Genomic DNA, 22,649 nt, shown 5'->3' on the forward strand with positions numbered 1-22,649 from the left:
ATTTTGCGACGCCCCCTTTTACGATTATTATAGGGATTTTAAAATAGACTTAGCAATTTATAATCTAAATTGCCACAATAAATATTCAAACTCCATACCCATGATGTCATTCTCTTCACAAGTATTGAGCATTTTATCCTCTTCTTCACCATTAATATTTAGTTGCCAATTTACATATTCTCTCAGACCAATTGTTAACATTTTAACACACTCCTCCAGAAAATTTCTACTAGCCTCATGCCCTAGTAGTTATTGTAATTGATATTAAATATGCATATACTTAGAAAATATCTATCTTTTTTAATTAGATACTTAATAAATATAATTAGTTATTATGCTTAAAAACCATCTCTAACTTTGTTTTTATTTTAACATATTTATTCCTATCCGAAAAGCCTTTTTCTGAATTTTCTTTTAAATTTTTTAGATATTTTTATCCATTTTTCCTAAAGATATATAAATTACGAAGCTTTATAAAATATATGTGTTTTTTATATAGATTTTTGTATATAATTTATATTAGGTATTCATTTATTTTTATACACATACAATGGTTATTAGGTTGATCTATAACTATGTTTTAATATATAAATTCATGGATGTAGTATTATATTTTATATAGGAGTTGTTATTATATGAGTTTTAATTTTTTACAAGATAAAAATAAAAAAGTTCACTTTATTGGTATTGGTGGCATTAGTATGAGTGGTCTTGCTGAGATTCTACTTAAGAACGGATATACTGTATCTGGTTCAGATATGAAAAATTCAAATATGGTTGAAAAACTTAGAAATAAAGGTGCAAATATATATATTGGACACAGTGCAGATAACATACAGGCTTCAGATTTAATAGTATACACTGCTGCTATCAGTGAGGATAATCCTGAGTTTCAAAAGGCCATTGAACTAAAGATTCCTATGATGGATAGAGCTGAATTCTTAGGAAGAATTATGCTTGGCCATAAATATAATGTAGCTGTTGCTGGTACTCATGGCAAAACAACCACAACTTCAATGCTTGCCCATATTGTAATTGAAGAACAAGTGGATCCTACCATATTAGTAGGTGGCGAATTAGATGTTATAGAGGGTAATGTTCTTGCTGGAAATAGTGATTACTTTGTTACCGAAGCTTGTGAGTATAAAGGCTCTTTCTTAAAATTTCATCCTTATATAGGAATTATATTAAATGTAGATGCAGACCATTTAGATTTTTATAAGGATATAAATCACATAAAAGATACTTTTAATAAATTTATAGATATCATACCAGAGGATGGTTTTCTTGTATGCAATAGTGATGATAGTAATGTTTCTGATATATTAAATAATCACAAATGTACTATAATGACTTACGGAATAAATAATGGTGAGTATAAAGCTAAAAATATAACTTATAACTCTCTTGGTTGTGGTTCTTATGATTTATATAAAAATGATCATATGTTATTTTCTATAGCCTTAAATGTTCCTGGAGAACATAATGTACTTAACTCTTTAGCTGCTATATGTACATCCTTAGCTCTTAACATTTCTAATGAATCTATAATTAAAGGATTATCTAATTTTGGAGGAACTCATAGAAGATTTGAATTTAAGGGTTCTAAAAACGGTATTACTGTAATAGATGACTATGCTCATCATCCAACAGAAATTCAGGCTACTCTTAATGCTTGTAAAAATTATCCTCACAAAGATTTATACGTGGTATTTCAACCTCATACCTACACTCGAACTATAACTCTTTTTGATGACTTTGTAAAAACCTTCAATGGAGTAAATCATTTATTATTAGCAGATATATACGCTGCTCGTGAAAAAGATACTGGAATTGTTAATTCGATAAAGTTAGGCGATGCTATAAGACTTACAGGAGTTGATGCAATAAACTATCATAGTTTTGAAGAAATAGTTAATCACTTAAAATCAAAGGCCAAAGATGGTGATCTTATTATTACCGTAGGTGCTGGAGATATAAATGTTGTTGGTGAAATGTATTTAGCTAATTAATTTTATATTATACCAATTAATATAGCTATCCTTTAATTGAGATAGCTATATTTTTAATATATAAACGAGGTGACAAAATGAATTCAAATTTTAATAAAACCGTATACATAGTTAATGCCTTCACTCACAATGATATGGGTGGAAACAAGGCTGGTGTAGTTATTGATTGTGATGACCTATCCTCCAATGACATGGCAGCTATAGCAAAAGAAGTAAACCTTTCTGAAACTGCCTTTGTGATAAAACCAAAATGTGACGAGTATGACTATGAGGTTAGATTTTTTACCCCTTCAATAGAAGTTGATTTATGTGGTCATGCTACCATCGCCACTTTCTATACCTTAGCTAGATTAGGCTTTATCACACCAAATACAGGTTCAGTAAAATTAAAACAAAAAACTCTTGCCGGTATTTTAGACATAGAAGTTTATTTTGATAATGAAAAAATTGCCTATGTGCTTATGACTCAAACTAATCCTAAGTTCTATTCATATATTGATGATATAAAAGAACTTTGTGATATATTAGGAATAACCGTAGAAGATGCCGGAATCCAAGGTCATGCATTAAAACCTATGATAATTTCTACAGGGCTTAAAGATATAATGTTCCCAGTTAAATCTCTAAATGCTCTAAAAAGAATAAACCCAGATTTTCAAGGCTTAAAAGAATACACAGATAACTTAAATTTAGTAGGTCTTCATGCCTTCTCTTTAGAAACTGAAAATTCTAAAAGCACTGTTGCAACTAGAAACTTCGGTCCTAGTGTAGGTATCGATGAAGAAAGTGCTACTGGCACATCTAATGGTGCATTATGTGCGTACATAATGAAACATAACATACTTGATTTTAAAGATAAACTAACCATATGTTGCGAACAAGGTTATTACATGAATAATCCAAGTGAAATTATCTGCACGGGTGAAGCTATTCATAATGACTATTTAATAAAAGTTGGTGGCATAGGAAGTATAGAAAAAACTATAGAGGTGACTTATAAATAGTCACCCCTTTCTTTTTTTACTTAAATAAAGATTTTAAATTTTCTCTCTCCTGTTGTATCTGACTTTTTACATTTGATGATGGATTAAACAAAGAGTCATACCTAAAAAGTAATATTCCTTTGTACTTTTTTAACTTTCTTGAAGCTTCCACCTGTCTTTTTAATATGCCTGTACTATTTCTCCACTCATCCTTTCCATTACCTGCCCAAGTATCTTCACTACCAACTTTATATACAGATAACCCTATATATAAATTTACTGTAGATTCAGTAACAAGACTATCAAACTCTTCAATAACTTGTTGAAAATTGCTATTATCATTTAAAAAGCCATAATATATTTGTGGGCAAATATAATCAATGTATCCAGGGTTTTGAACCCACTTCTTCACATCAATAAATTGGCTATTATAGTTATTATCCATAGAGCCTTGTGGACTTATTCCAAAGACTACCTCTGGGCTTATCTCTTTAACAATTGAATAAACCTGTTTTACAAGAATATTAATATTTTCACGTCTCCAACTCTCTAAATCTAACTCTCCTCCTGAACTTGCATACTGACCATAAGCTTTACTATCTATAGACACATCACTAGATGGATAAAAATAATCATCAAAATGTATTCCATCAACTTCATAGTTCTCCACTATTTCTTTTACTCCATTTACTATAAGTTGCCTAACTTCTTCTTTGCCAGGATTATAATATATTCCACCATTACATTTTATTATATTATCACTACCATCCTTTACCCATTTACTAGCAGGATTCTCTGAAGACAGCGGCAACTTAACACTATCACTTCTAACTCTATAGGGATTAATCCAAGCCTCTACTCTTAAATTTCTTAAATGCGCTTCCTCTATAATAACTTGAAGAGGATCATAGCCCGGAGCATTACCTTCTATGCCAGAACAATATATAGACCATGGATAATATTTAGATTGATATAAGGCATCAGAAAAAGGTCTTACCTGTACAATTAAAGTATTCAACCCCATAGATTCTACATTATCTATTGCTTGTGATATATTTTTTCTAAATTCATTTTCATTTTTCCCTTTAAGCATAGCTGATAAATCTAAATAAGATAACCAAATTCCCTTTATCTCATCATAATTTATTATTTCTCTTTTTTTATTAATTATTTTATGGCTACTATTATCTATATTATCAAAATATATAATCCACACTAATCCCAAAATAACTAATATAATTACTCCTAAAGTAGCAAGATTCATTTTATTCATTTATGCTCCCCCTTAATTTAAGAATAATATATAACTATGCTTATAATCTAATCTATAGACTTTAATTATAGTAAATATATCTATTTATACCTAGAAAATTTCTTCCAAAGTTCATCAACTTCACTTTGTTCTAAAAAACTAGATAATATTCTATAATCTCTTTTCCCTACGTAAAATATAATCCCTTTATTATCCCTCCTTGCTTTATATACATCTTTAAAATAAAAAATTTTTGATTTTCCATTCATATTATTATTAATACAAAATTTATCTTTGTATACTTTTATATAATTTAGCTCATCAATAATTCTTATTTTTTTAGTAACAAGGCCTGTAACTATTAGTCCTACTATAGAAAACACTAATAAAAATCTCCCATAAAAAAGATTGTTCCTTATAAATAATCCTATTGTAATTATCAGTAAAAGACTTGATAAAAGTATACTATTAGACAATTGCTTTCTCATATATCTTTTAGAAGCCTCACTAAAACTATATTCCTTCATCTTTTGTACTCCTCCATTTTTTAATGACAATCATATTATGTAAATATATCTATTAAACTTTTTATATTCAGTAACATCTTTTATTATTTACAATATACTGGTTTTATAATACCTTTTATTACACTTTTAAAAATAATATATAATATCGCAAAACTTTTTGCATAAAATATGTTGACAACCTATTAAATATATCATATAATAATTTTTGTCGGCGGGGTGTGGCGCAGATGGGAGCGCGCGTGGTTTGGGACCATGAGGTCGCAGGTTCAATCCCTGTCACCCCGACCAAAAGGAGCATGAATGTCATGTTCCTTTTTATTTTATTCGGTGACTATCAGCTCTAATACTCCTAAAGTGAGAGTAAATGCTGCTATGTCCCTGGATAACGATTTCCCCTAAAGGACAACGAATTCTAAGTATCGAAAATACTGAGACTAAGAATTCTGTTAGTAAGCTTCAGCGGGATTAAAAACTGCCTCTGAAGCAAAGAACTCTGTTTACAATATATGTTTTGATTTACTATAGAAAGATAGTGTTTTGTAACTAAATCTAAAATCTGTTACAAGAGCACTATCTTTTTTTATTACACCTATTATCATCTTATCTTAAATAATATATCATTTGGTGAAAATTATATGCATTACTAAGGACACAATATATATTAATATTATAGTTGTATGAAATTTTCTTACTTGTCCCCCCTTATCTCTATAAATAAATTTATTTATAATTCCAGTAGCTGCCATTATTAAAACACATATAAAGGTTGCAATCCCCCAAAAAGAAAAACTTTCCTTATAATTCATTATTAACATATGAATTATACAAGAAATAAATGCACCCACTCCAAACACCCCATGATTTTCTTCTAAAATACTATTTATGTTAATAGTTTTAGTTATTATAGCTCTATGTTTTTTCTTTGATAAACCTTTAATAAACTTATTATAAAATCCTAAAGATACTACTCTTGATAATGCTCCTAAAGTAAATATAATCGAAATAATACCCCAAAACTTACCTAAGAAATCCATAGTTTTCCCCCTTATATTTTACTAATACATTATATGTTTTTAATTTTATTACATTCTTTTTTTATTAATTTTATTAGTAGTAAGAGATAGTTTCCATATTATATTCATTACACTTTACATTAAAAGTTTTATTTGTTATGTTAATATGCGGGGGTGATAATATATGTTTAAAAATATAGACGCTGCAATTTTTGATATGGATGGTACTATAGTTGATTCTATGTGGGTATGGAATAAAATCGATACAGAATACCTAGCTAAACATAATTTAAATGTACCTCCATCATTAAATAATGACATTGCTCATCTTAGCTTTAATGAAGTAGCTATTTACTTTAAGAATTCCTTTGATTTGCCCTATACCTTAGAAGAAATTAAACAGCATTGGAATGACATGGCTTACGAAGCTTACTGTAATAAAGTGAAACTAAAACCTGGTGTTAAAGAATTTTTTAATCTACTTAAAGAAAATAGTATAAAAATTGCACTGGCTACAAGCAATAACACTTTACTTTTAGAAGCTTGCTTAAAAGCTAATGGAATATATGAATATTTTGATACAATAACCTTAACTAATGAGGTAAAAAGGGGAAAAGATTTTCCAGATGTATATCTTCTAACAGCCAATAAATTAGGCGTTTCTCCAGATAAGTGCATGGTTTTTGAAGACTTACTTCCAGCCATACAAGGTGCTAAAAAAGCTGGTATGAAGGTTATAGGCGTATATGATGAACATTCTTTAGAGCAGCATAATGACATGAAAGCTTTAGCTGATGATTTTATATTAGATTATATTAGTTTTTCTTTAGCTATATAATAATTAAAGGTAGTCTTAGTAAGAATTAATTTATCTTCTAGGACAACCTTTATTTCTTTTATATATTTTAATTCACAATGGGGCTGGTTTCAGCATTTATCAGCTGAATTAAATCCTTTGGTGCTATTTCTACTTGAAATCCAATTTTACCACCACTTACAATGATTTTATTTAAATTCAGGGATGAATCATCAATTACAGTATTATAATTTTTCTTCATACCTATAGGGGAGCATCCTCCTCTAATATATCCCGTTATCTTAAGCATATCACTAACTTTTATCATTTCCACCGACTTTTCTCCTACACGCTTTGCCGCCGCCTTAAGATTCAGTTCCTTTACAACAGGAACTATAAACACATAAAAATCTCCACTATGACCTTTTGTAACAAGAGTTTTAAATACCTTTTCTACTGCTACTCCTAGTTTATTAGCTACTGATATTCCATCTACATCACTATCCTTAACCTCATATGTATATATATTATAATTTATATTACTATTATCTAGTATCCTCATCACATTAGTTTTAGTATTAGCCATTTATTCATCAACTCCTCACATAGAATTATATCACTAAACTTTTACTAGTTTTATTAATATTACATATTAATTTTACTAAGTCTATTTCATAAATAAAAGGAATATATTTATACTACCAAGCTCTTTTATGGAGGTATATTCATGATAAAAACTTTTTTCATTTATGTCCTACTTCTTACCTCTGGTGGATTAGGAATTTTATATTATCTTTTAAATGATAAATATAACAAACAAAATATTCAAGTAAGAGTTCTAACAAAACAAAATAATAGTTTAACATCTCAATTAAATACCATTAATAAGCCAAATGAAACTCTAAAAGTTTACTCTAGGCCTATTAGATTTAATACTGGTGAAACAATAAAGCGGTGCTCTCTTTATATTTCACCTCTCAGTAATAGTCCTATACTCCGCTCCATACCATCTAACTCACGAGTAGCAATTCTCGATTCAGTTGAAGCTTTGGAAATCTTATGGTACGAGGTACGCGTTATAACCTCTGACACAGTAAATACAAAAGGTTTTGTTAGACAAGAGTTGGTTAAAGAACTTCAAATTATAGAAACCCACATTATAAAAAATTAAAACTTCAGCTAAAGAAAATATTTATATTATTTATTATTGTGATTTTAAAATAAAACGACTAAGATATACTTAGTCGTTTTATTGTTTAGAAATATTTATCCATATATTCTCTTGTAGGTGGAAGATCATTTTTAGCTCCCTTAGTAAATAGCATTTGATGTAAATCTACAACTCCATTATTAAATGAAGCCGCACAAGAACATAAATATATTCTCCACATCCTTATGAACCTTTCATCTACCATTTTTTTAATTTCATCAATATTATCTTCAAAGTTTTTATACCAATAAAGCAGAGTTTTCTTATAGTGAAGTCTTAAACTCTCTACATCTATAGTATAAAACTTATGCTCACAAGCAGTATTCATTATTTCTCTTATGCTAGGAATTACACCCCCTGGAAAAATATATTTCTTAATCCATGGATCTCCTGGTGATTCATGAAGACTACTTATATAGTGTAGTAAAAACTCACCTTTAGGATTTAATACAGCACTTACATTACTAAAGAATAAGTTATAGTTCTCTCTGCCAACATGTTCTATCATACCAACACTAACTACTCTATCAAAAGTCATACCTGAATCCTTTAACTTTCTATAGTCTAACAGCTTAACCTGTAGATAATCTTCTAGATTTTCATTTCTAATTAACTCTGTAAACCCTTTATACTGCTCTTCACTTAAAGTTATACCAACACCGTGAATTTTATATTTCTTAGCGGCTTCCACTAGTAAATAACCCCAGCCACATCCAACATCTAGTAAACTCATACCTTCTCTTAAATTGAGCTTGTTAAGTATATGATGTATTTTATTCATCTGAGCTCCCTCTAATGTATCATTACCATTTTTGAAGTAAGCACAAGAGTAGCTCATGGTTTTATCAAGCCATAACTTATAAAAATCGTTTCCTATATCATAATGAGAACATACCTCTTCCTTTTGATGTTTTAATGACGTAGATGTATGAAGTAACTTTTTAAGCCCTTTCATATCTAAAGTAAACCTATCTACATGACTTAACAGGGTATCAAGAGCATAGTATAAATCTCCTTCTATTAAATCTATATCTCCATTCATATAAGCTTCTCCTAAAGTGAGAGAAGTGCTTTTTAGTAAATCAGTTTTATTAGGTAATTTTCTTATAGCTATCTTAAACTTAGGTTCACCTTCACCTATAATAAATTCCTCTTCATCCTTATATTTTACCGAAAAAGGAGTGGTATCAAACTGTTTTAAAAATCCTTCAATTAAACTTTTTTCTATTGCCATAATTTCCTCCATTAATCAACAAACTCTTTCTATATTATGGACAATATTTTCTATAAAAAATCAAAAGTTACTTATTGTTTACAATTCCCTTTTTAGATTCCTTTTGTATTTTTTTAAGGGCTTTCTTAGAACCTCTTTCTATATCATGTTCTAATTTTCTTTCCTTATAAGCTATAAAAATCTGATTTAAGTCATAACCTTCAGGATATAACTCTATAGCACTAATCTCTAGTTTTAATCTTCTATAATTCACTTCAATAAATTGACCATCTAAAAATACAATTACATTATTAAATTCATCTTTTTCTTTATACACAACCCCTGGTAACTTCTTATCTAGAACAATAACTCTATCACCTTTTTCATAGTTATAGGATTCATCACTATAATTATCAACTTCTTTATTTTTAGTAATCTTGCTATCTCTTAACAATTCATAGCTATAACTTTTAGTTTCAATATATTTTCTTGTTCTATCTATTATTTTATCAGATATACCCATTTTCTTTGAAATATAAAGGGCGTTACTATTTCCACTCTTCCCAATAGAAAGCTTATATAGTGGATCTAATGTCTCCCTTTGGAATTCCATAGCCGCATTCTCAAAATCAGGGTGATTTTGAGAAAAGTTTTTAATCTCCCCATAATGAGTAGATGCTATGGTGATGCATCCTTTATGATATAACTCTTCTAGTATCGCAATAGCAAGTGCTGCTCCTTCATTAGGTTCTGTGCCACTTCCTATCTCATCCAGAAGAAGAAGTGTATTTTTATTACTCTCTTTTAAAATTCCGCTAAGATTATTGACATGAGATGAAAATGTACTTAAAGCATTTTCCACACTTTGGTCGTCTCCAATATCCACAAATATTTTCTCAAAGATGGCTACCTCGCTTCCTGATTGAGCACCTATATGAAATCCACTTTGCGTAGCTAATGTAAGAAGTCCCACTGTCTTTAACACCACTGTCTTCCCCCCTGCATTAGGTCCAGTTATAATCAAGGTTCTATAATCATTTCCTATATTAAAATCTAGTGGAACGGCATTTTTAATTAATGGATATCTACCCTTAATTATATTTATATATCCATGATTATTTAGAATCGGCTGTATTCCATCTATATCTTTACTATATTTTGCTTTTGCTAGAATCATATCATATTCTGCAATGACTTCTATATTTATCTTTAGCTCTTTAATCCTCTCAAATATCATATCAGTTAAAGTTGCAAGTATTCTATATTCTTCCATGGCCTCTTCTGATTTTAGTGTAGTCAGCTCTGTAGTATACTTTGATACAGAACTTGGCTCTATAAATACAGTAGTCCCTTTAGAAGACACTTCTACTATGGACCCTTGAACTTGATTCTTATAGGAAACCTTTATAGGAATTGTATATCTACCATTCCTTTGACTTATAAAAAATTCTTGAATATATTCTTTATTGGCACTACTTCTTATAAACTTATCTAACCTTTCTTTTATCTTTTCTTCACAACTTTCTATATGTCGTCTGATTCTCTTAAGTTCTTTACCAGCATTAGAATCCACTATGCTTCCTTTAATTGAAATCTCTATTTCCTCTTCAATATATTTTAATTCTGTGATACCTTTACCATAAGCACTTAAAGTTGGAGCATATCCTTCTTTATCTTCTATAAAAATTTTAACCTTTCTGCATCCACGCAAAAAATTATCTATTGTTGTTAGCTCTGATGGTTCAAGGACTGAGCCTTTTTCAATCTTATCTATCAAAGGAGTAATATTAAATATTCCCTTTAATGGCATGTGATAAGAAGCATCTATAAGATTTCTTCCTTCAGATGTTTCCTCTAACATTCTTTTCACTTGTTTAATATTATTACTAGGTTGAAGTTTATCTAGTAATTCTCTTCCTAATCCACTTACACAATAAGATTTAATAATTTCCTTTATTTTATTATAATGTAATTTTTCCAATGTACTAATATTCATTTTCACGATTCCTTTACTTATTATTAAGTCCATGAAATCTTTCATAGATTTCCAAAATAAAAAAGCCATGGATACTCCCACCGCTTTAAACTTGCCATTAACAAAGATAGCTATAGCTATCCTAAGGTAAATTTCGTGGACTTGTATCTTTAATAGTTTTAATTAATCCCACAACAAACAAAGGTACCTATTACCCTAATTTTTAAGATTAATATTTAATTACTATTTTAGATACTAGACACTCACAAAAATACCTCTCTTTCATTTTCGAAATCTATGTAATTTAATGTTAAAGCATAATTTATAAAAAATCAATATATTTTTATTAAATAATATATGTCTATTAATAAAAATATTCTCATTTCCATTGTTTTACTTATATGTAACATATGCTATAATTACTTTAACACTATTATTAAAAGGAGGGTTAAGTATGTTATCACTTGTATTTTTTATATTCATGCTAATATCACTAGGATTTCTAATATACTTTAATTATCATCCTCAAGGATATAAAATGCCCATTGTTAAAACTATTACCAGCTTACTATTTATCTCTGTATGCATATGTGGATATAAAACCTTTGATTCCAATCCACAATATTTCATCTTTGTACTTTTAGCATTAATAATGTCTTTGATTGGGGATATATTTCTTGCCTTTAATAATACTAAGTCGAATGAAGTTAGTAAAATGTTTGTATATGGATTAATTAGTTTTTCTATTGCACATATATTCTTTTCTTTAGCCTTTGCTACTCTTACACCTGTACTAATTTGGCATGTTCTATTATTTATACTAATTTCAATAATCTCTATTCTATTTTTAAATCTAATAAAAGGCTTTGATTTTAAGGGAGCCTATAAACTAGTTGTTACTTATTCAATTATAATTAGTTTTATGGTTACAAGGGCATTGTCATTAACTTCCTTAATCCATGAAACCTTTTTAAGTACTATACTTATAATTATAGGTGCATGTCTCTTCTTTTTATCTGATTTAATTTTATGCTTTATATATTTTCATAAAAAATCACCATCTTACATGACAGCATTGAACTTGTTATGTTACTATGTAGGACAAGGTCTTATAGCTCTTAGTTTAGCTGTATAGCAGCTTTACAACATAAGTAATATAAATTTTATAAATAAAAAGATAGATATTAGTAATGCTTTATTAATATCTATTCTTTATTTGCTCCAACCTATGTATATATTCTAATTTTCTTTATCCTATTCCGATCTATATCTTCAATTATAAATCTATAATTGCTATAAATTATTTCTTCGCTTATATTAGGGAATCTTCCTAGCACACCTATTATAAATCCACCTATGGAGTCAAATTCCTCGGACTCAATTTTTGTTCCTATAAGTTCATTTATATCCTCTATTTTAACACTTCCTCCAACTATATACTCATCTTCCTTTACCACATATATTTCTGGTTCTTCATCATCATATTCATCGCTTATATCTCCAACTATCTCCTCTATTAAATCTTCAATAGTTACAATCCCAACGGTTCCACCATATTCATCAAGGACTACTACCATGTGCTGCCTATTTTTATTCATATCTTTAAAGAGCTCTGTAACTTTTCTAAATTCGTAGGTATAAGTTATTTCTCTCATATAATTTTTCAAACTAAAATCCTTAGTATATTCCATAAATATAATATCTTTAACATTTAATATACCTACAATATTATCTATAGTATCTGAATATATAGGTATCCTTGAAAATCCCTCATCCTTTATAACTGAAATAATCTTATCTAAACTTTCCTCTATATCTAAAGCTATTATATCTACCCTTTGAACCATAACATCCTTTGCATAAAGGTCTCCAAATTGAAACACATTGTGAATCATATCCTTTTCTTCTGACATTAATATACCTTCTTCTTCACTAACGTCTACCATGGTTTTTAATTCATCTTCTGTTATAAATGGTTTATTACTATCACTTTTCCCTCCAAGTAGTTTTATAAAGAAACTTGATATTGTAGTGGTTATGATAACTATTGGTTTAGATATCTTGCTTACAATAAATATTGGACTTGCAACTCTTAGTGATACCTGCTCTGAATTTTGTGAAGCTAAAGTTTTTGGGGTAATCTCGCCAAAAATAAGTACTATTACAGTCATTATTATAGTGCTTATAGCCACACCTCTACTTCCAATAAGATTAATAGCTAAAACCGTTGCTAAAGAAGATGATGCTATATTTACAATATTATTCCCAACTAAGATTGATGCTAATAAACTACTAGGATTATCCGTTAATTCCTTAACTTTATTAGCTCCCTTTATGTTTTCCTCTACCATATGTCTAACTCTTATCTTGCTAATAGACATTAAGGCAGTTTCCGATGCAGAGAAAAAGCTAGATAGCATTATTAATATTATTAATCCTATAATCTGTATATATATTATTGAACTCAAATCTACTCCTCCTCTCCCTTAACTAATATCTAATTCTATTGGAATTAAATCAAACTTTAAAAGTATTAATGAAATAAAATATATATCTTAATTATGCTACATTTCACTCTAAAATATTATCTAAAAGGTTTTATAAGAAAAATATATCTTTTAATAAAATAAGTTTTAAAAATCATTATAAAGGTGTAACCAATATATCAGAATAATCATAATATATAATATGTCACTATGGCATAGGGGGAATATAAATGAGTAATACATTTAATAATAATGATTTTGAATACTCCGATGATTTCGAGTGTTATTCTGATTATAATAATTATGAATATGATAACAACAATTGCTCTAGCTTTGATTCTAATAGTAGTCCTTGTAGTGAATGTAATAGACATAGAGTTCAAAGACATGTCCATGAATATAATGGTAGTACAAAATTAGCTTGTGCAGATTGTTCTGTTCATAATCATAGATTTGCTGGTGTAACTGGAGAAGCCATTCCTAGTGGAAATTCACATGTGCATAGACTTGAAACAAACACTGATTTTTATAATCACTTTCATGAAATTTCTGATACAACCAGTCCGGCTATTCCTGTTGGAAATGGAAGACATGTTCACTTTGTAAAGGGAACAACTACTGAAGAAGATGATCATACTCATAAATACAATTTTGCAACTTTAATTGAAGGTCCAACTGTATGCGAAGGTAGAAGATAATATACATCCTTCTTTGACATATAATATAATTGCTACAACCTGGTATAAGTCTAGGTTGTAGTATAAACAATATTATCTATACATACTCTAGCTTCATAAGATTCCCTTTTAAAATTTGTCCCCCCCAGGTATTTTTAAAGGAATGAAACTAGAGTTCATTACAACCCAAAACTTATTAAGTCGAGTAGTTTCCTATATAAATAGTTATATAGGAAACTATTTACATATAAACCTAGTTAACTATTTGTTTTATTCATGCGGGTTTCAGGAATTTTGCTGTTTTATAACATGGTTAAATTCATGTTATACTAATAAGAATATTCAATACTCTTCTTACCTATTTAACTACTATAAAATAGCCTAGCTAAGATAAATGAAATTATTATTCTATTTATCCTAACTAGGCTTATTAAATTAAAATATTATTTACATAGATCAATAATTACTTGAGTAAATATTTTAGCACTAAGTAGAAGTTCATCTACTACTGCAAACTCATCATCACCATGTAAATTATTATCAGTACCTGGCATTGTACATCCAAAAGCTACTCCGTTATTAATATGGTGAACATAGGTACCTCCTCCTATGGCTATACATTCACCCTTTTGTCCACTATATTCCTCATAACATTTCAAAAGAGTTTGTATAAACTCAGAGTTTTCATCAACATGATGAGCTGGGAACATATCATCACTAGATAAGATTATATTATCCTTTGCCATATTGTCTCTTAAAACATCACGCACATTTTCATTAGTTGCACAAAGTGGCGCTCTACAATCAAAGATTCCACTTAACTCTGAAGTAGTATATTTAAATATATTTAAAGTTATAGTTAATTCACCAGATAAATCATCACTCATCTTAACACCACAAGCTTCCCCCCTGAAATCTCCATGTGGGAATAACTTGCTAACAGCACATAGTTTCTTAAATCCTTCACTATTAGCGCATGACATAGATGTGAGTAATTGTAACATTCCTGTAAGAGCATTATTTCCATTTTCAGGAGTAGACGCATGTGCTCCTGCTCCCTTAGCCTTAATAACCCAGCTTTCACCATCTTTATCAAAGGTGAATTTTAAATTTGTACTTTTTGCTGCATCTATACAATATTTATTTATTTCTTCCTCTGTGAAGCCTTCCACAACTGCAATTGCAGTATCTGGAACCACATTAACCTTAACTCCACTAGTCATAGAAATCACTCTTGGCAGGTTGTTATCTTCTTCAAACTTACTTTCAAAGGGACTATGTAGTCCTCCCTTTTCAATATTTATAACAGGGAAGTCTGCATCCGGTGAAAAAGTCATAGGTGCTTCTTTCTCTTTTTTATAGTAATATGCTATATCAGAACTTCCACATTCCTCATCTGTTCCTAATATAAGACGAACATTTTTACTTAAAGGTATATTTAAATCTTTAACAGCCTTTAAAGCATATAAAGCTGCTAATGCTGGTCCCTTGTCATCAGCTGAACCTCTTCCATATAATTTACCATCTTTTATTATTGGCTCAAAAGGTTTTGTAACTGTCCAATCATCACTAACCGGTACTACATCTAGATGGGCTAAAATATCTAATTGCTTTTCTTTATCATTAAAATCAATAGCTCCTACATAGTTATCATAATTTGTAGTTTTAAACCCCATACCTTCTGCTAGCTCTAAAGCGGCCTTAAGAGCCTTTGCTGGACCCTCTCCAAAAGGCATATCTTCTTTAGCCTCTGATCTATCACTTCTTATTCTTATTAAATCACATATGTCATTTAACATTTCATCCTTATGATTGTGAAAATATTCTTCTATTTGATTTTTATACACCCAAATCCCACCTTTATTTTAAAATTTAACTATAAATCCATTCTAATACTAAAATTGTTTTATTTCCATAGATGTCACAGTTAATTCACTTTTTTCATTTCTTACAAATTTATTAATATTTATTCTATATCATATAAATATAAAATATAATATATATAATTAGATATATAAAGTAACTATCTAGATTTTATTATTAGATAGTATTACTTACATTTTAAGTATAAGGAGAATTTAACATGTCAAAGAAATTTTTTAAAAAATTAGCTATGACTATAGGTATTTTAACATGTATATCTATACCTACAACTGCTTTTGCAGATATTCATGGTGAATACCCAAGTGGTGAAATTCTAAGCTTTGGTTCTGATTTAAGTGATAGCCAAGAAGCTCAATTAAGAAAGTACTTTAAAGCTCCAGACAATATTGAAGCTATATATGTAGACAGTAAAATGGCACTAAAACAATTTGGTCTTGATGAAAAAGAATTAGCCAATTTTACAGGTGGATGGTATTCTAGTGCCTATGTTAAGCTATTACAAAAGGAAAATGGCGTAACAGTAAACTCTTCTAACTTAACACTAGTAACTAATGATATGCTTGCAAATGCATTAATTACTTCTGGAATATTGAATGCAGAGGTTACAGCCTCAGCTCCTTTTGAAGTAACTGGAGAATCAGCCCTTGCTGGAATACTTGCTGGTGCTGAGAATATAATGGGTGGTGAATTATCTACCTCTAATAAAAAAGCAGCTCAAGAAGAGATAGATGTATCCCTAGACTTAGCTGAAGAGATAGGTGATACAGAAGCTTCTGCAATTATCAACGAAGTTAAAACAGCTGTTATAAAAGACAAGCCTTCTAACGAGGAGGAAATTAAAGAAATTATTGAAAAAGTTGAAAAAAAATATGATGTAGATATAAATGCTACCATTCAAAACAATATGGTTACATTAATGTCTAATATAAATGACCTAGACTTAGACTATTCTAAACTTAAGGATACTTTAGACAAAAGTGCATCTAAATTTAAAGATGAAATGGAAGCTCTAGGAAAAGAACTTAAGGATTCAGGCTTCTTCGATAAACTATTTAGCTGGATTAGCGAATTCTTCAGTTCACTTTTTAACTAAAATAAAGATTCAATTATAAAAATAAACCGTACCTTTTAGGGTACGGTTTATTTTTTATAACTTGTTAGTAAACTCTATCATATGTTCATATAATTTATCCATGTTACCATGGTTATCCACATAGAATTTATATAGTTCATTATACGATACATTTTTTATAGTTTCTTCACAGTTTCTAAAGCCTTTTAAATAGTTATAAAATTCAGATGATATTTGTGGTAAAAATCCAGCATCTACTGATTTGTCTATACTTACACTATATAAATTTTCATTATAAGGTTCGCTTATAGTTACTAAGCATTTACTCATATATTTACCTAAAAGCTCTATAAACTTAGTGAATTCTATCTTAAAATTGCCTTCTGTAGAATCTACTTTTTCATTGTTTGTGTCTATAATATTATCTAAGTTTTTTAAGACCTTTGGCACTTCTGATATAACTAGTAATAAGCTTTCTTTATCAAATTGCGCTCTTTTCATATACAATCACTCCTTATTAATAACATAAATTTAATACTTTATTAATGGTATAATAAAAAACCTCTTAGCTACTAAAACTAAAAGGTCTTAAATCTTATTTATCATAGATTAAATCACACCCTTCCATCTCTCGTAGAATTATAGCGTAAAAAATAGGCAGGTGTTCTGACTCAAGTATCATTATTTTCTTCTGCCTTCCCATAAAAACAGTGGCATAATTAGAAGAAAACTCCTCTCTTACAGCGGCGGGACCGTGTGGGATTTTCACCCAACTTCTCTTTTAATCAGTTATAGGAAAATATAACTGAACCCATATTCCATAATATTCAATTGTTAATATTATAATATACCCTTCTAATTTTCATGTCAAACCATTAATTATAGCCCTAACCATTGTTTTGCCTTCAAATTAGAAGTTTTAGTACTTCTTTTAATGCTTATTGTTAAATATCTAAATATAACTAACTATTTCTAATATTATCTAACATATCTCTAATCTTTTTATCACTATATTCTTCTAATTTCAATAGCTCATCATATGGATTCCCATAAATGCCTAAGTATCTTGCAAAAGCTGGTTCTGTTTTCAATCCACTTTTCTTAAGTATAACAATCTCTTCTCTAGTTCTTTCTCCACCTAATCTAAGTATTCTATCTTCAACTACCATATGCCTGCTTACAACTATCCAATGACTGAGCATATATTTCTATTTCAATATCATTCACATAAAAATTTATAGTTAATATTGTCTCATTATCTGTACTATTATTACTTATATGAAATTTACTAAACATAGAATACCTATCTTCTACTATCTTCTGAAATTCCTTAAAATCATAAACTTCACATACTATATCTAAATCACTGTTTTCTATATCAATATTAATAGGTATAGTCCCTACTAATATTGGATTAAACTTTCTTAAAACATTAAATATATCTATCTCCTTAAGTACTTTATATGCATTTTGTTGTTTTATATTACCATGTTTAAGGTAGTCTATATTTATAAAATCTTTGTTCTTCATCTAAATTATCCTCTTAACTGTGTTACTCTTTTTTCATTTTAATAATTTTTGCAAACTTTAATGCCTTATTGTATTTTGGAAGGTGTAGTCTCTTTTATATATATTAATCCATCAAATAAATTTTTAGGTATATATTGAAAACTTTTTGGAGTATTTTCATCATCGTAAAATCCACCACTATAATTAAAAGTTTGATTCTTCGATAGCATTTCTGATATTTTTTCACTTTTAGATGCTGAATTAAAGTCTAAAAATGATATAGGTACCTGGGTTTTATCAAACTTATATGATATATATTCAGGACCATTATTATCTATATCTAATCTTGTCAAAGTTCTACTATAAATATCGCCTGCATTCCATATATAAAAACTTCCTCTAGAAAATTCTAAACCTATAGAGTAATACTGATCTCCATACATTTCCTTTAAATTTTTACCCATATATCTATATATATTATCCATAGATGATACATGTGTATTGTGCGCCCATAACATAACTTTATCATTTCCTAATTTGCTTTCATGCTCTTGTATCCATTTAACATTGGCCGCCATATATTTATCTCGTATATTCCTTGTTGCTACTGATTGAACATATACATTTACACTTTTATTAACTTCTATGCTATATTCTGCACATTGAGATATAAGGTTTAGATTCCATATAGCTAGCTCATATTCATTCTGTAAGTTGTTATTTAAATACTTTTCTTTTACATTCTCCATATCTTTCTTAATTTCTTTTATATTTAATAGAATACTATCAAGTTGTTCATTTGTAAGAGCTTTAATATCGTTTCTATATATTATGCTAAGAGTATCTTCTACCTTAGTCTGTAGCTCTTTATCAAGTTTTCCTAAATAATAACTAAGTTTAGGAAGTGTATCTACTATAATGACATTATCCATACCATAAAATTTAATTTTTTCTTTATGAGATGGATCATCATTATATTCCTTCATCCACTTTATCATGTTTTTTACTTCTTTAGTTCTATATAATGCAGGTAAAGAATCCTCTATATTACCTTCTCCTTTTAAAATATAGTCATTTATAACTTGTCCAGCTCCACCATCACATTCCATAGCAAAGACTCTATAGCCCATCTCTTCTACTAAAAATTCAAAGAATCTATGCTTCATTTTAAAGAATTCACTAGTCCCATGAGTTGCTTCCCCCATAGCAACTATCTTCTTATCCTTCAATATATCCTTAAGTGGCATTAAATCCTCAAAGCCATTACCAGCTTCAACTGTACTTATTGGTATTACACTTTTTTTCAAAGCCTTTACTTCCGGATTTTCATTTACCTTTGAACAGGCAGTTAAACAAAGAATAGAGATTAAACACGTTGATATAAGTTTTAGTTTCTTTTTCATATTCATTATCCCCCATTAAGCTATTATTTTAGTCTACTAGCTTAGACTCTGTAGTTTCTTTTATATATATTAACCCATCAAACAAATTTTTAGGTATATATTGAAAGCTTTTTGGAATACTCTCATCATAAAATGCAGTGATAAGACTAAAAGTTTGATTGTTTGATAATATTTTTGATACCTCTTTATTCTCAGATGCTGAATTGAAATCTAAAAATGATATAGGTATCTGAGTTTTATCAAATTTTGATGCTAAATATTCAGGACCATTATTATCTATATCAAATCTTGTCATAGTCCCAGTAGACATATCATTAGATGCATTAAAACTTCCCCTAGAGAATTCAAATCCTATAGAATAATACTTATCTCCATACATTTCCTTTAAATTTTTACCCATATATTTAAAATTGCCGTCCATAGATGATACATGTAAATTATGTGCCCATAGCATAACCTTATCATTTCCTAATTTACCTTCATGCTCTTGTATCCATTTAACATTGGCCGCCATATATTTATCTCGTAAATTACTTGCTGCAACTGATTGAACCATTTGATCTACACTTTTATTAACTTCTATATTATATTCTGCACATTGGGATACGAGGTTCAGATTCCATATAGCTAACTCATACTCATTCTGTAAGTTGTTATTTAAGTACTTTTCTTTTACATTCTCCATATCTTTCTTAATTTCATTTATATTTAATAGGATACTATCAAGTTGTTCATTTGTAAGAGCTTTAATATCGTTTCTATAAATTGTGTTAAGAGTATCTTCTTCTGCCTTAGTCTGTAGCTCTTTGTCTAGTTCCCCTAAATAATAACTAAGTTTAGGAAGTGTATCTACTATCCCCTGCATATCAAATCCATAAAATTTAATTTTTTCTTTATGAGATGGATCATCATTATATTCCTTCATCCACTTTATCATGTTTTTTACTTCTTCTGTTCTCCATACAGCAAATTTAGTAGCTTCTAAAGCCTCTTCTAAACTACCTTTATCATTTAAAATATAATCATTTATGACTTGTCCGCCACCCCCGTCACATTCCATAGCAAATACTCTATAGTCCATATCTTCTACTAAAAATTCAAAGAATCTATGCTTCATTTTAAAAAATTCACTAGTGCCATGAGTTGCTTCCCCCATGGCAACTATTTTTTTATCTTTTAATATATCCTTAAGTGGCATTAAATCTTTAAAGCCATTACCAGCTTCTACTGTACTTATTGGTATTACACTTTTTTTCAAAGCCTTTACTTCCGGATTTTCATTTACCTTTGAACAAGCAGTTAAACAAAGAATAGAGATTAAACATGTTGATATAAGTCTTAGTTTCTTTTTCATATTAAAGCACTCCTTTAATGAATTTATTATAAGAAATTTTCTCTAATATAAGCTGCTACACCATCCTCATCATTACTTCCTGTAATATGCGATGCACATTCTAAAATTTCTTCAATTGCATTTGATATTGCTATGCCTTGTCCACAATGTTTTGTCATTCCTATATCATTAATATCATCACCAAATGCAGCTACCTCTTCTAGGCTTATATTTAAATATTTAACTATCTCATTAATAGCATTAATTTTTGTGGCATCTCTATGAGCAAATCTACACCAGTTTTCTCCAACATAAGTTAGAAAACTACATTGTGGATATTTAAAGGCTAGATTTTCTGCAATACTATTTTCTAAAACTTCTACTGTTATTTTATAGGTCATGCAATTTAGTGATTTGGAATAATCAGTATATTTAGCATGAGTATAATCTTCGCCATGTTTATTTAACTCTTCACTATTGCTATAATATCCACTTTCAGTTTCAACAGTTATTTCACCAATATTTGAACTCATAACACAATCTTTAATTAGGGAATCAGATACCTGTGCTGATAGCATACATTTATAAATAACCTCATCTTTACACTTTGCTAATGCTCCCCCATTAGAAATTACAATATCAGGATTAATTAATCCAATGTATTTAGCAGCTGCCCGTTCAGAACGAGCTGTAGCTATAGCAATATATATTCCTTGTTCCTTACATCTTCTTATAACATCTAAACTATAGTTAGAAATGCTTTTATCCGTCCTTAAAAAGGTTCGATCTAAATCAGTTATAATCAATTTTATCTTCTTCTCCATATTAATCCCCCAACTAAATTAATTTTCTTTATTAATGCTTGAATTATAGTAATTTAAATCCTCTCTTTTCTCCCATCCCATAGATCTCAAAAACCCATTCCCAACTTCATTATTAGTAAATACAACTAGTGCAGCTTTATTTATTCCTTCACCGTTTAAGGCATTAATAACTGAATTGACTAGCTTTTTCCCAATACCTTTTCCTCTGTATCTCATATCTACAGCAGTATGATAAATATATCCTCGTCTACCATCATGTCCACATAATATACTTCCTACTATTTTACCATCCTCTTCAGCTATAAAATTAGTAGTAGGGTTTCTCCTTAGAAATTTATCTATACCTTCTTTAGAATCATCCAAATTTCTTAGACCCATTCCAGGGGTAGAAGTCCATAATTTAAAAATATCCTCGTAGTTTGAAATTTTCATTTCTAATATTTCCATACTAAAATCCTCCGAATACCTTTACTATCTTAC

General features: G+C 29.1%; 21 protein-coding genes, 1 tRNA gene, 1 pseudogene and 1 riboswitch. Of the genes and pseudogenes, 8 read left to right on the forward strand and 15 right to left on the reverse strand.

Annotated features, from left to right (window positions below):
• Positions 1-57: 57 nt before the first annotated feature.
• On the reverse strand, positions 58-201 hold the full coding sequence (locus tag B3630_RS05575) for a hypothetical protein (RefSeq protein ID WP_346896262.1): 144 nt from the start codon (positions 199-201) through the stop codon (positions 58-60).
• 434 nt (positions 202-635) lie between these two features.
• Here B3630_RS05575 and murC point away from each other — a divergent pair, with 434 nt between their 5' ends.
• Positions 636-2,012 carry a UDP-N-acetylmuramate--L-alanine ligase gene (murC, locus tag B3630_RS05580; protein WP_346896264.1) on the forward strand — a complete coding sequence of 459 codons (1,377 nt, stop codon included), beginning with the start codon at positions 636-638 and terminating at the stop codon, positions 2,010-2,012.
• Positions 2,013-2,089: 77 nt separating this feature from the next.
• Positions 2,090-3,016, forward strand: coding sequence for a PhzF family phenazine biosynthesis protein (locus tag B3630_RS05585; RefSeq protein WP_346896266.1), 927 nt, complete (start codon positions 2,090-2,092; stop codon positions 3,014-3,016).
• 16 nt (positions 3,017-3,032) lie between these two features.
• Here the strand turns inward: B3630_RS05585 and B3630_RS05590 are convergent, their stop codons facing one another.
• Both B3630_RS05590 and B3630_RS05595 read right to left on the reverse strand, forming a co-directional pair.
• Positions 3,033-4,268 carry a glycoside hydrolase family 10 protein gene (locus tag B3630_RS05590; RefSeq protein WP_346896268.1) on the reverse strand — a complete coding sequence of 412 codons (1,236 nt, stop codon included), beginning with the start codon at positions 4,266-4,268 and terminating at the stop codon, positions 3,033-3,035.
• An 80-nt stretch (positions 4,269-4,348) separates the two neighbouring features.
• Positions 4,349-4,774, reverse strand: a complete 426-nt coding sequence (locus B3630_RS05595) for a hypothetical protein (protein WP_346896270.1) — start codon at positions 4,772-4,774, stop codon at positions 4,349-4,351.
• A 212-nt stretch (positions 4,775-4,986) separates the two neighbouring features.
• Here B3630_RS05595 and B3630_RS05600 point away from each other — a divergent pair.
• Positions 4,987-5,062, forward strand: a tRNA-Pro gene (locus B3630_RS05600).
• Between the two features lie 329 nt (positions 5,063-5,391).
• On the opposite strand, the gene B3630_RS05605 is transcribed toward B3630_RS05600, so the two are convergent.
• Entirely contained in the window at positions 5,392-5,808 is a 417-nt protein-coding gene (locus B3630_RS05605) for a hypothetical protein (RefSeq protein ID WP_346896272.1), read from the reverse strand.
• 163 nt (positions 5,809-5,971) lie between these two features.
• Between B3630_RS05605 and B3630_RS05610 the strand changes: the two genes are divergently transcribed.
• Entirely contained in the window at positions 5,972-6,625 is a 654-nt protein-coding gene (locus B3630_RS05610; protein ID WP_346896274.1) for an HAD family phosphatase, read from the forward strand.
• Positions 6,626-6,692: 67 nt separating this feature from the next.
• On the opposite strand, the gene ybaK is transcribed toward B3630_RS05610, so the two are convergent.
• A complete protein-coding gene (ybaK, locus tag B3630_RS05615) occupies positions 6,693-7,169 on the reverse strand; it encodes a Cys-tRNA(Pro) deacylase (RefSeq protein WP_346896276.1) in 477 nt (158 codons plus the stop codon).
• A 141-nt stretch (positions 7,170-7,310) separates the two neighbouring features.
• Here ybaK and B3630_RS05620 point away from each other — a divergent pair, with 141 nt between their 5' ends.
• Positions 7,311-7,754 (forward strand): hypothetical protein, encoded by a 444-nt coding sequence (locus tag B3630_RS05620; protein WP_346896278.1) that lies wholly within the window; start codon positions 7,311-7,313, stop codon positions 7,752-7,754.
• An 85-nt stretch (positions 7,755-7,839) separates the two neighbouring features.
• Here the strand turns inward: B3630_RS05620 and B3630_RS05625 are convergent, their stop codons facing one another.
• Together B3630_RS05625 and B3630_RS05630 are read right to left on the reverse strand one after the other, a co-directional pair.
• The gene (locus tag B3630_RS05625; RefSeq protein WP_346896280.1) at positions 7,840-9,027 is read right to left on the reverse strand and encodes a cyclopropane-fatty-acyl-phospholipid synthase family protein; all 1,188 of its coding nucleotides are present in this window, start codon (positions 9,025-9,027) and stop codon (positions 7,840-7,842) included.
• A 67-nt stretch (positions 9,028-9,094) separates the two neighbouring features.
• A complete protein-coding gene (locus B3630_RS05630) occupies positions 9,095-11,002 on the reverse strand; it encodes an endonuclease MutS2 (protein ID WP_346896698.1) in 1,908 nt (635 codons plus the stop codon).
• 433 nt (positions 11,003-11,435) lie between these two features.
• Between B3630_RS05630 and B3630_RS05635 the strand changes: the two genes are divergently transcribed.
• Positions 11,436-12,116 carry a lysoplasmalogenase gene (locus B3630_RS05635; protein WP_346896282.1) on the forward strand — a complete coding sequence of 227 codons (681 nt, stop codon included), beginning with the start codon at positions 11,436-11,438 and terminating at the stop codon, positions 12,114-12,116.
• 91 nt (positions 12,117-12,207) lie between these two features.
• Here the strand turns inward: B3630_RS05635 and B3630_RS05640 are convergent, their stop codons facing one another.
• A complete protein-coding gene (locus B3630_RS05640) occupies positions 12,208-13,449 on the reverse strand; it encodes a hemolysin family protein (RefSeq protein ID WP_346896284.1) in 1,242 nt (413 codons plus the stop codon).
• A gap of 248 nt (positions 13,450-13,697) precedes the next feature.
• Between B3630_RS05640 and B3630_RS05645 the strand changes: the two genes are divergently transcribed.
• On the forward strand, positions 13,698-14,165 hold the full coding sequence (locus B3630_RS05645) for a YmaF family protein (protein ID WP_414633000.1): 468 nt from the start codon (positions 13,698-13,700) through the stop codon (positions 14,163-14,165).
• A 422-nt stretch (positions 14,166-14,587) separates the two neighbouring features.
• Here B3630_RS05645 and pepV read toward each other — a convergent pair whose 3' ends face one another.
• Complete coding sequence (pepV, locus tag B3630_RS05650; protein ID WP_346896286.1) at positions 14,588-15,991, reverse strand: dipeptidase PepV; 1,404 nt, start codon at positions 15,989-15,991, stop codon at positions 14,588-14,590.
• A 236-nt stretch (positions 15,992-16,227) separates the two neighbouring features.
• On the opposite strand from pepV, the gene B3630_RS05655 reads away from it, so the two are divergent.
• Positions 16,228-17,121, forward strand: coding sequence for a DUF1002 domain-containing protein (locus tag B3630_RS05655; RefSeq protein ID WP_346896288.1), 894 nt, complete (start codon positions 16,228-16,230; stop codon positions 17,119-17,121).
• A gap of 54 nt (positions 17,122-17,175) precedes the next feature.
• Here the strand turns inward: B3630_RS05655 and B3630_RS05660 are convergent, their stop codons facing one another.
• From B3630_RS05660 to B3630_RS05685, 6 genes and pseudogenes are all read right to left on the reverse strand, one after another.
• Positions 17,176-17,601 (reverse strand): hypothetical protein, encoded by a 426-nt coding sequence (locus B3630_RS05660; protein ID WP_346896290.1) that lies wholly within the window; start codon positions 17,599-17,601, stop codon positions 17,176-17,178.
• Between the two features lie 138 nt (positions 17,602-17,739).
• Positions 17,740-17,930: riboswitch (cobalamin riboswitch) on the reverse strand.
• Between the two features lie 132 nt (positions 17,931-18,062).
• Positions 18,063-18,630, reverse strand: a pseudogene (locus tag B3630_RS05665) (DUF4269 domain-containing protein).
• Between the two features lie 65 nt (positions 18,631-18,695).
• Entirely contained in the window at positions 18,696-20,012 is a 1,317-nt protein-coding gene (locus B3630_RS05670) for an erythromycin esterase family protein (RefSeq protein WP_346896292.1), read from the reverse strand.
• 28 nt (positions 20,013-20,040) lie between these two features.
• Positions 20,041-21,366: an erythromycin esterase family protein gene (locus tag B3630_RS05675; RefSeq protein ID WP_346896294.1), complete on the reverse strand. Its 1,326-nt coding sequence runs from the start codon at positions 21,364-21,366 to the stop codon at positions 20,041-20,043.
• A 26-nt stretch (positions 21,367-21,392) separates the two neighbouring features.
• Positions 21,393-22,169 carry an HAD-IIB family hydrolase gene (locus tag B3630_RS05680; protein ID WP_346896296.1) on the reverse strand — a complete coding sequence of 259 codons (777 nt, stop codon included), beginning with the start codon at positions 22,167-22,169 and terminating at the stop codon, positions 21,393-21,395.
• 18 nt (positions 22,170-22,187) lie between these two features.
• On the reverse strand, positions 22,188-22,616 hold the full coding sequence (locus tag B3630_RS05685) for a GNAT family N-acetyltransferase (RefSeq protein WP_346896298.1): 429 nt from the start codon (positions 22,614-22,616) through the stop codon (positions 22,188-22,190).
• Positions 22,617-22,649: the final 33 nt, after the last annotated feature.

The sequence above is a fragment of the Clostridium sp. UBA7503 genome, assembly GCF_002477055.1.
Taxonomy (GTDB): domain Bacteria; phylum Bacillota; class Clostridia; order Clostridiales; family Clostridiaceae; genus Clostridium_J; species Clostridium_J sulfidigenes.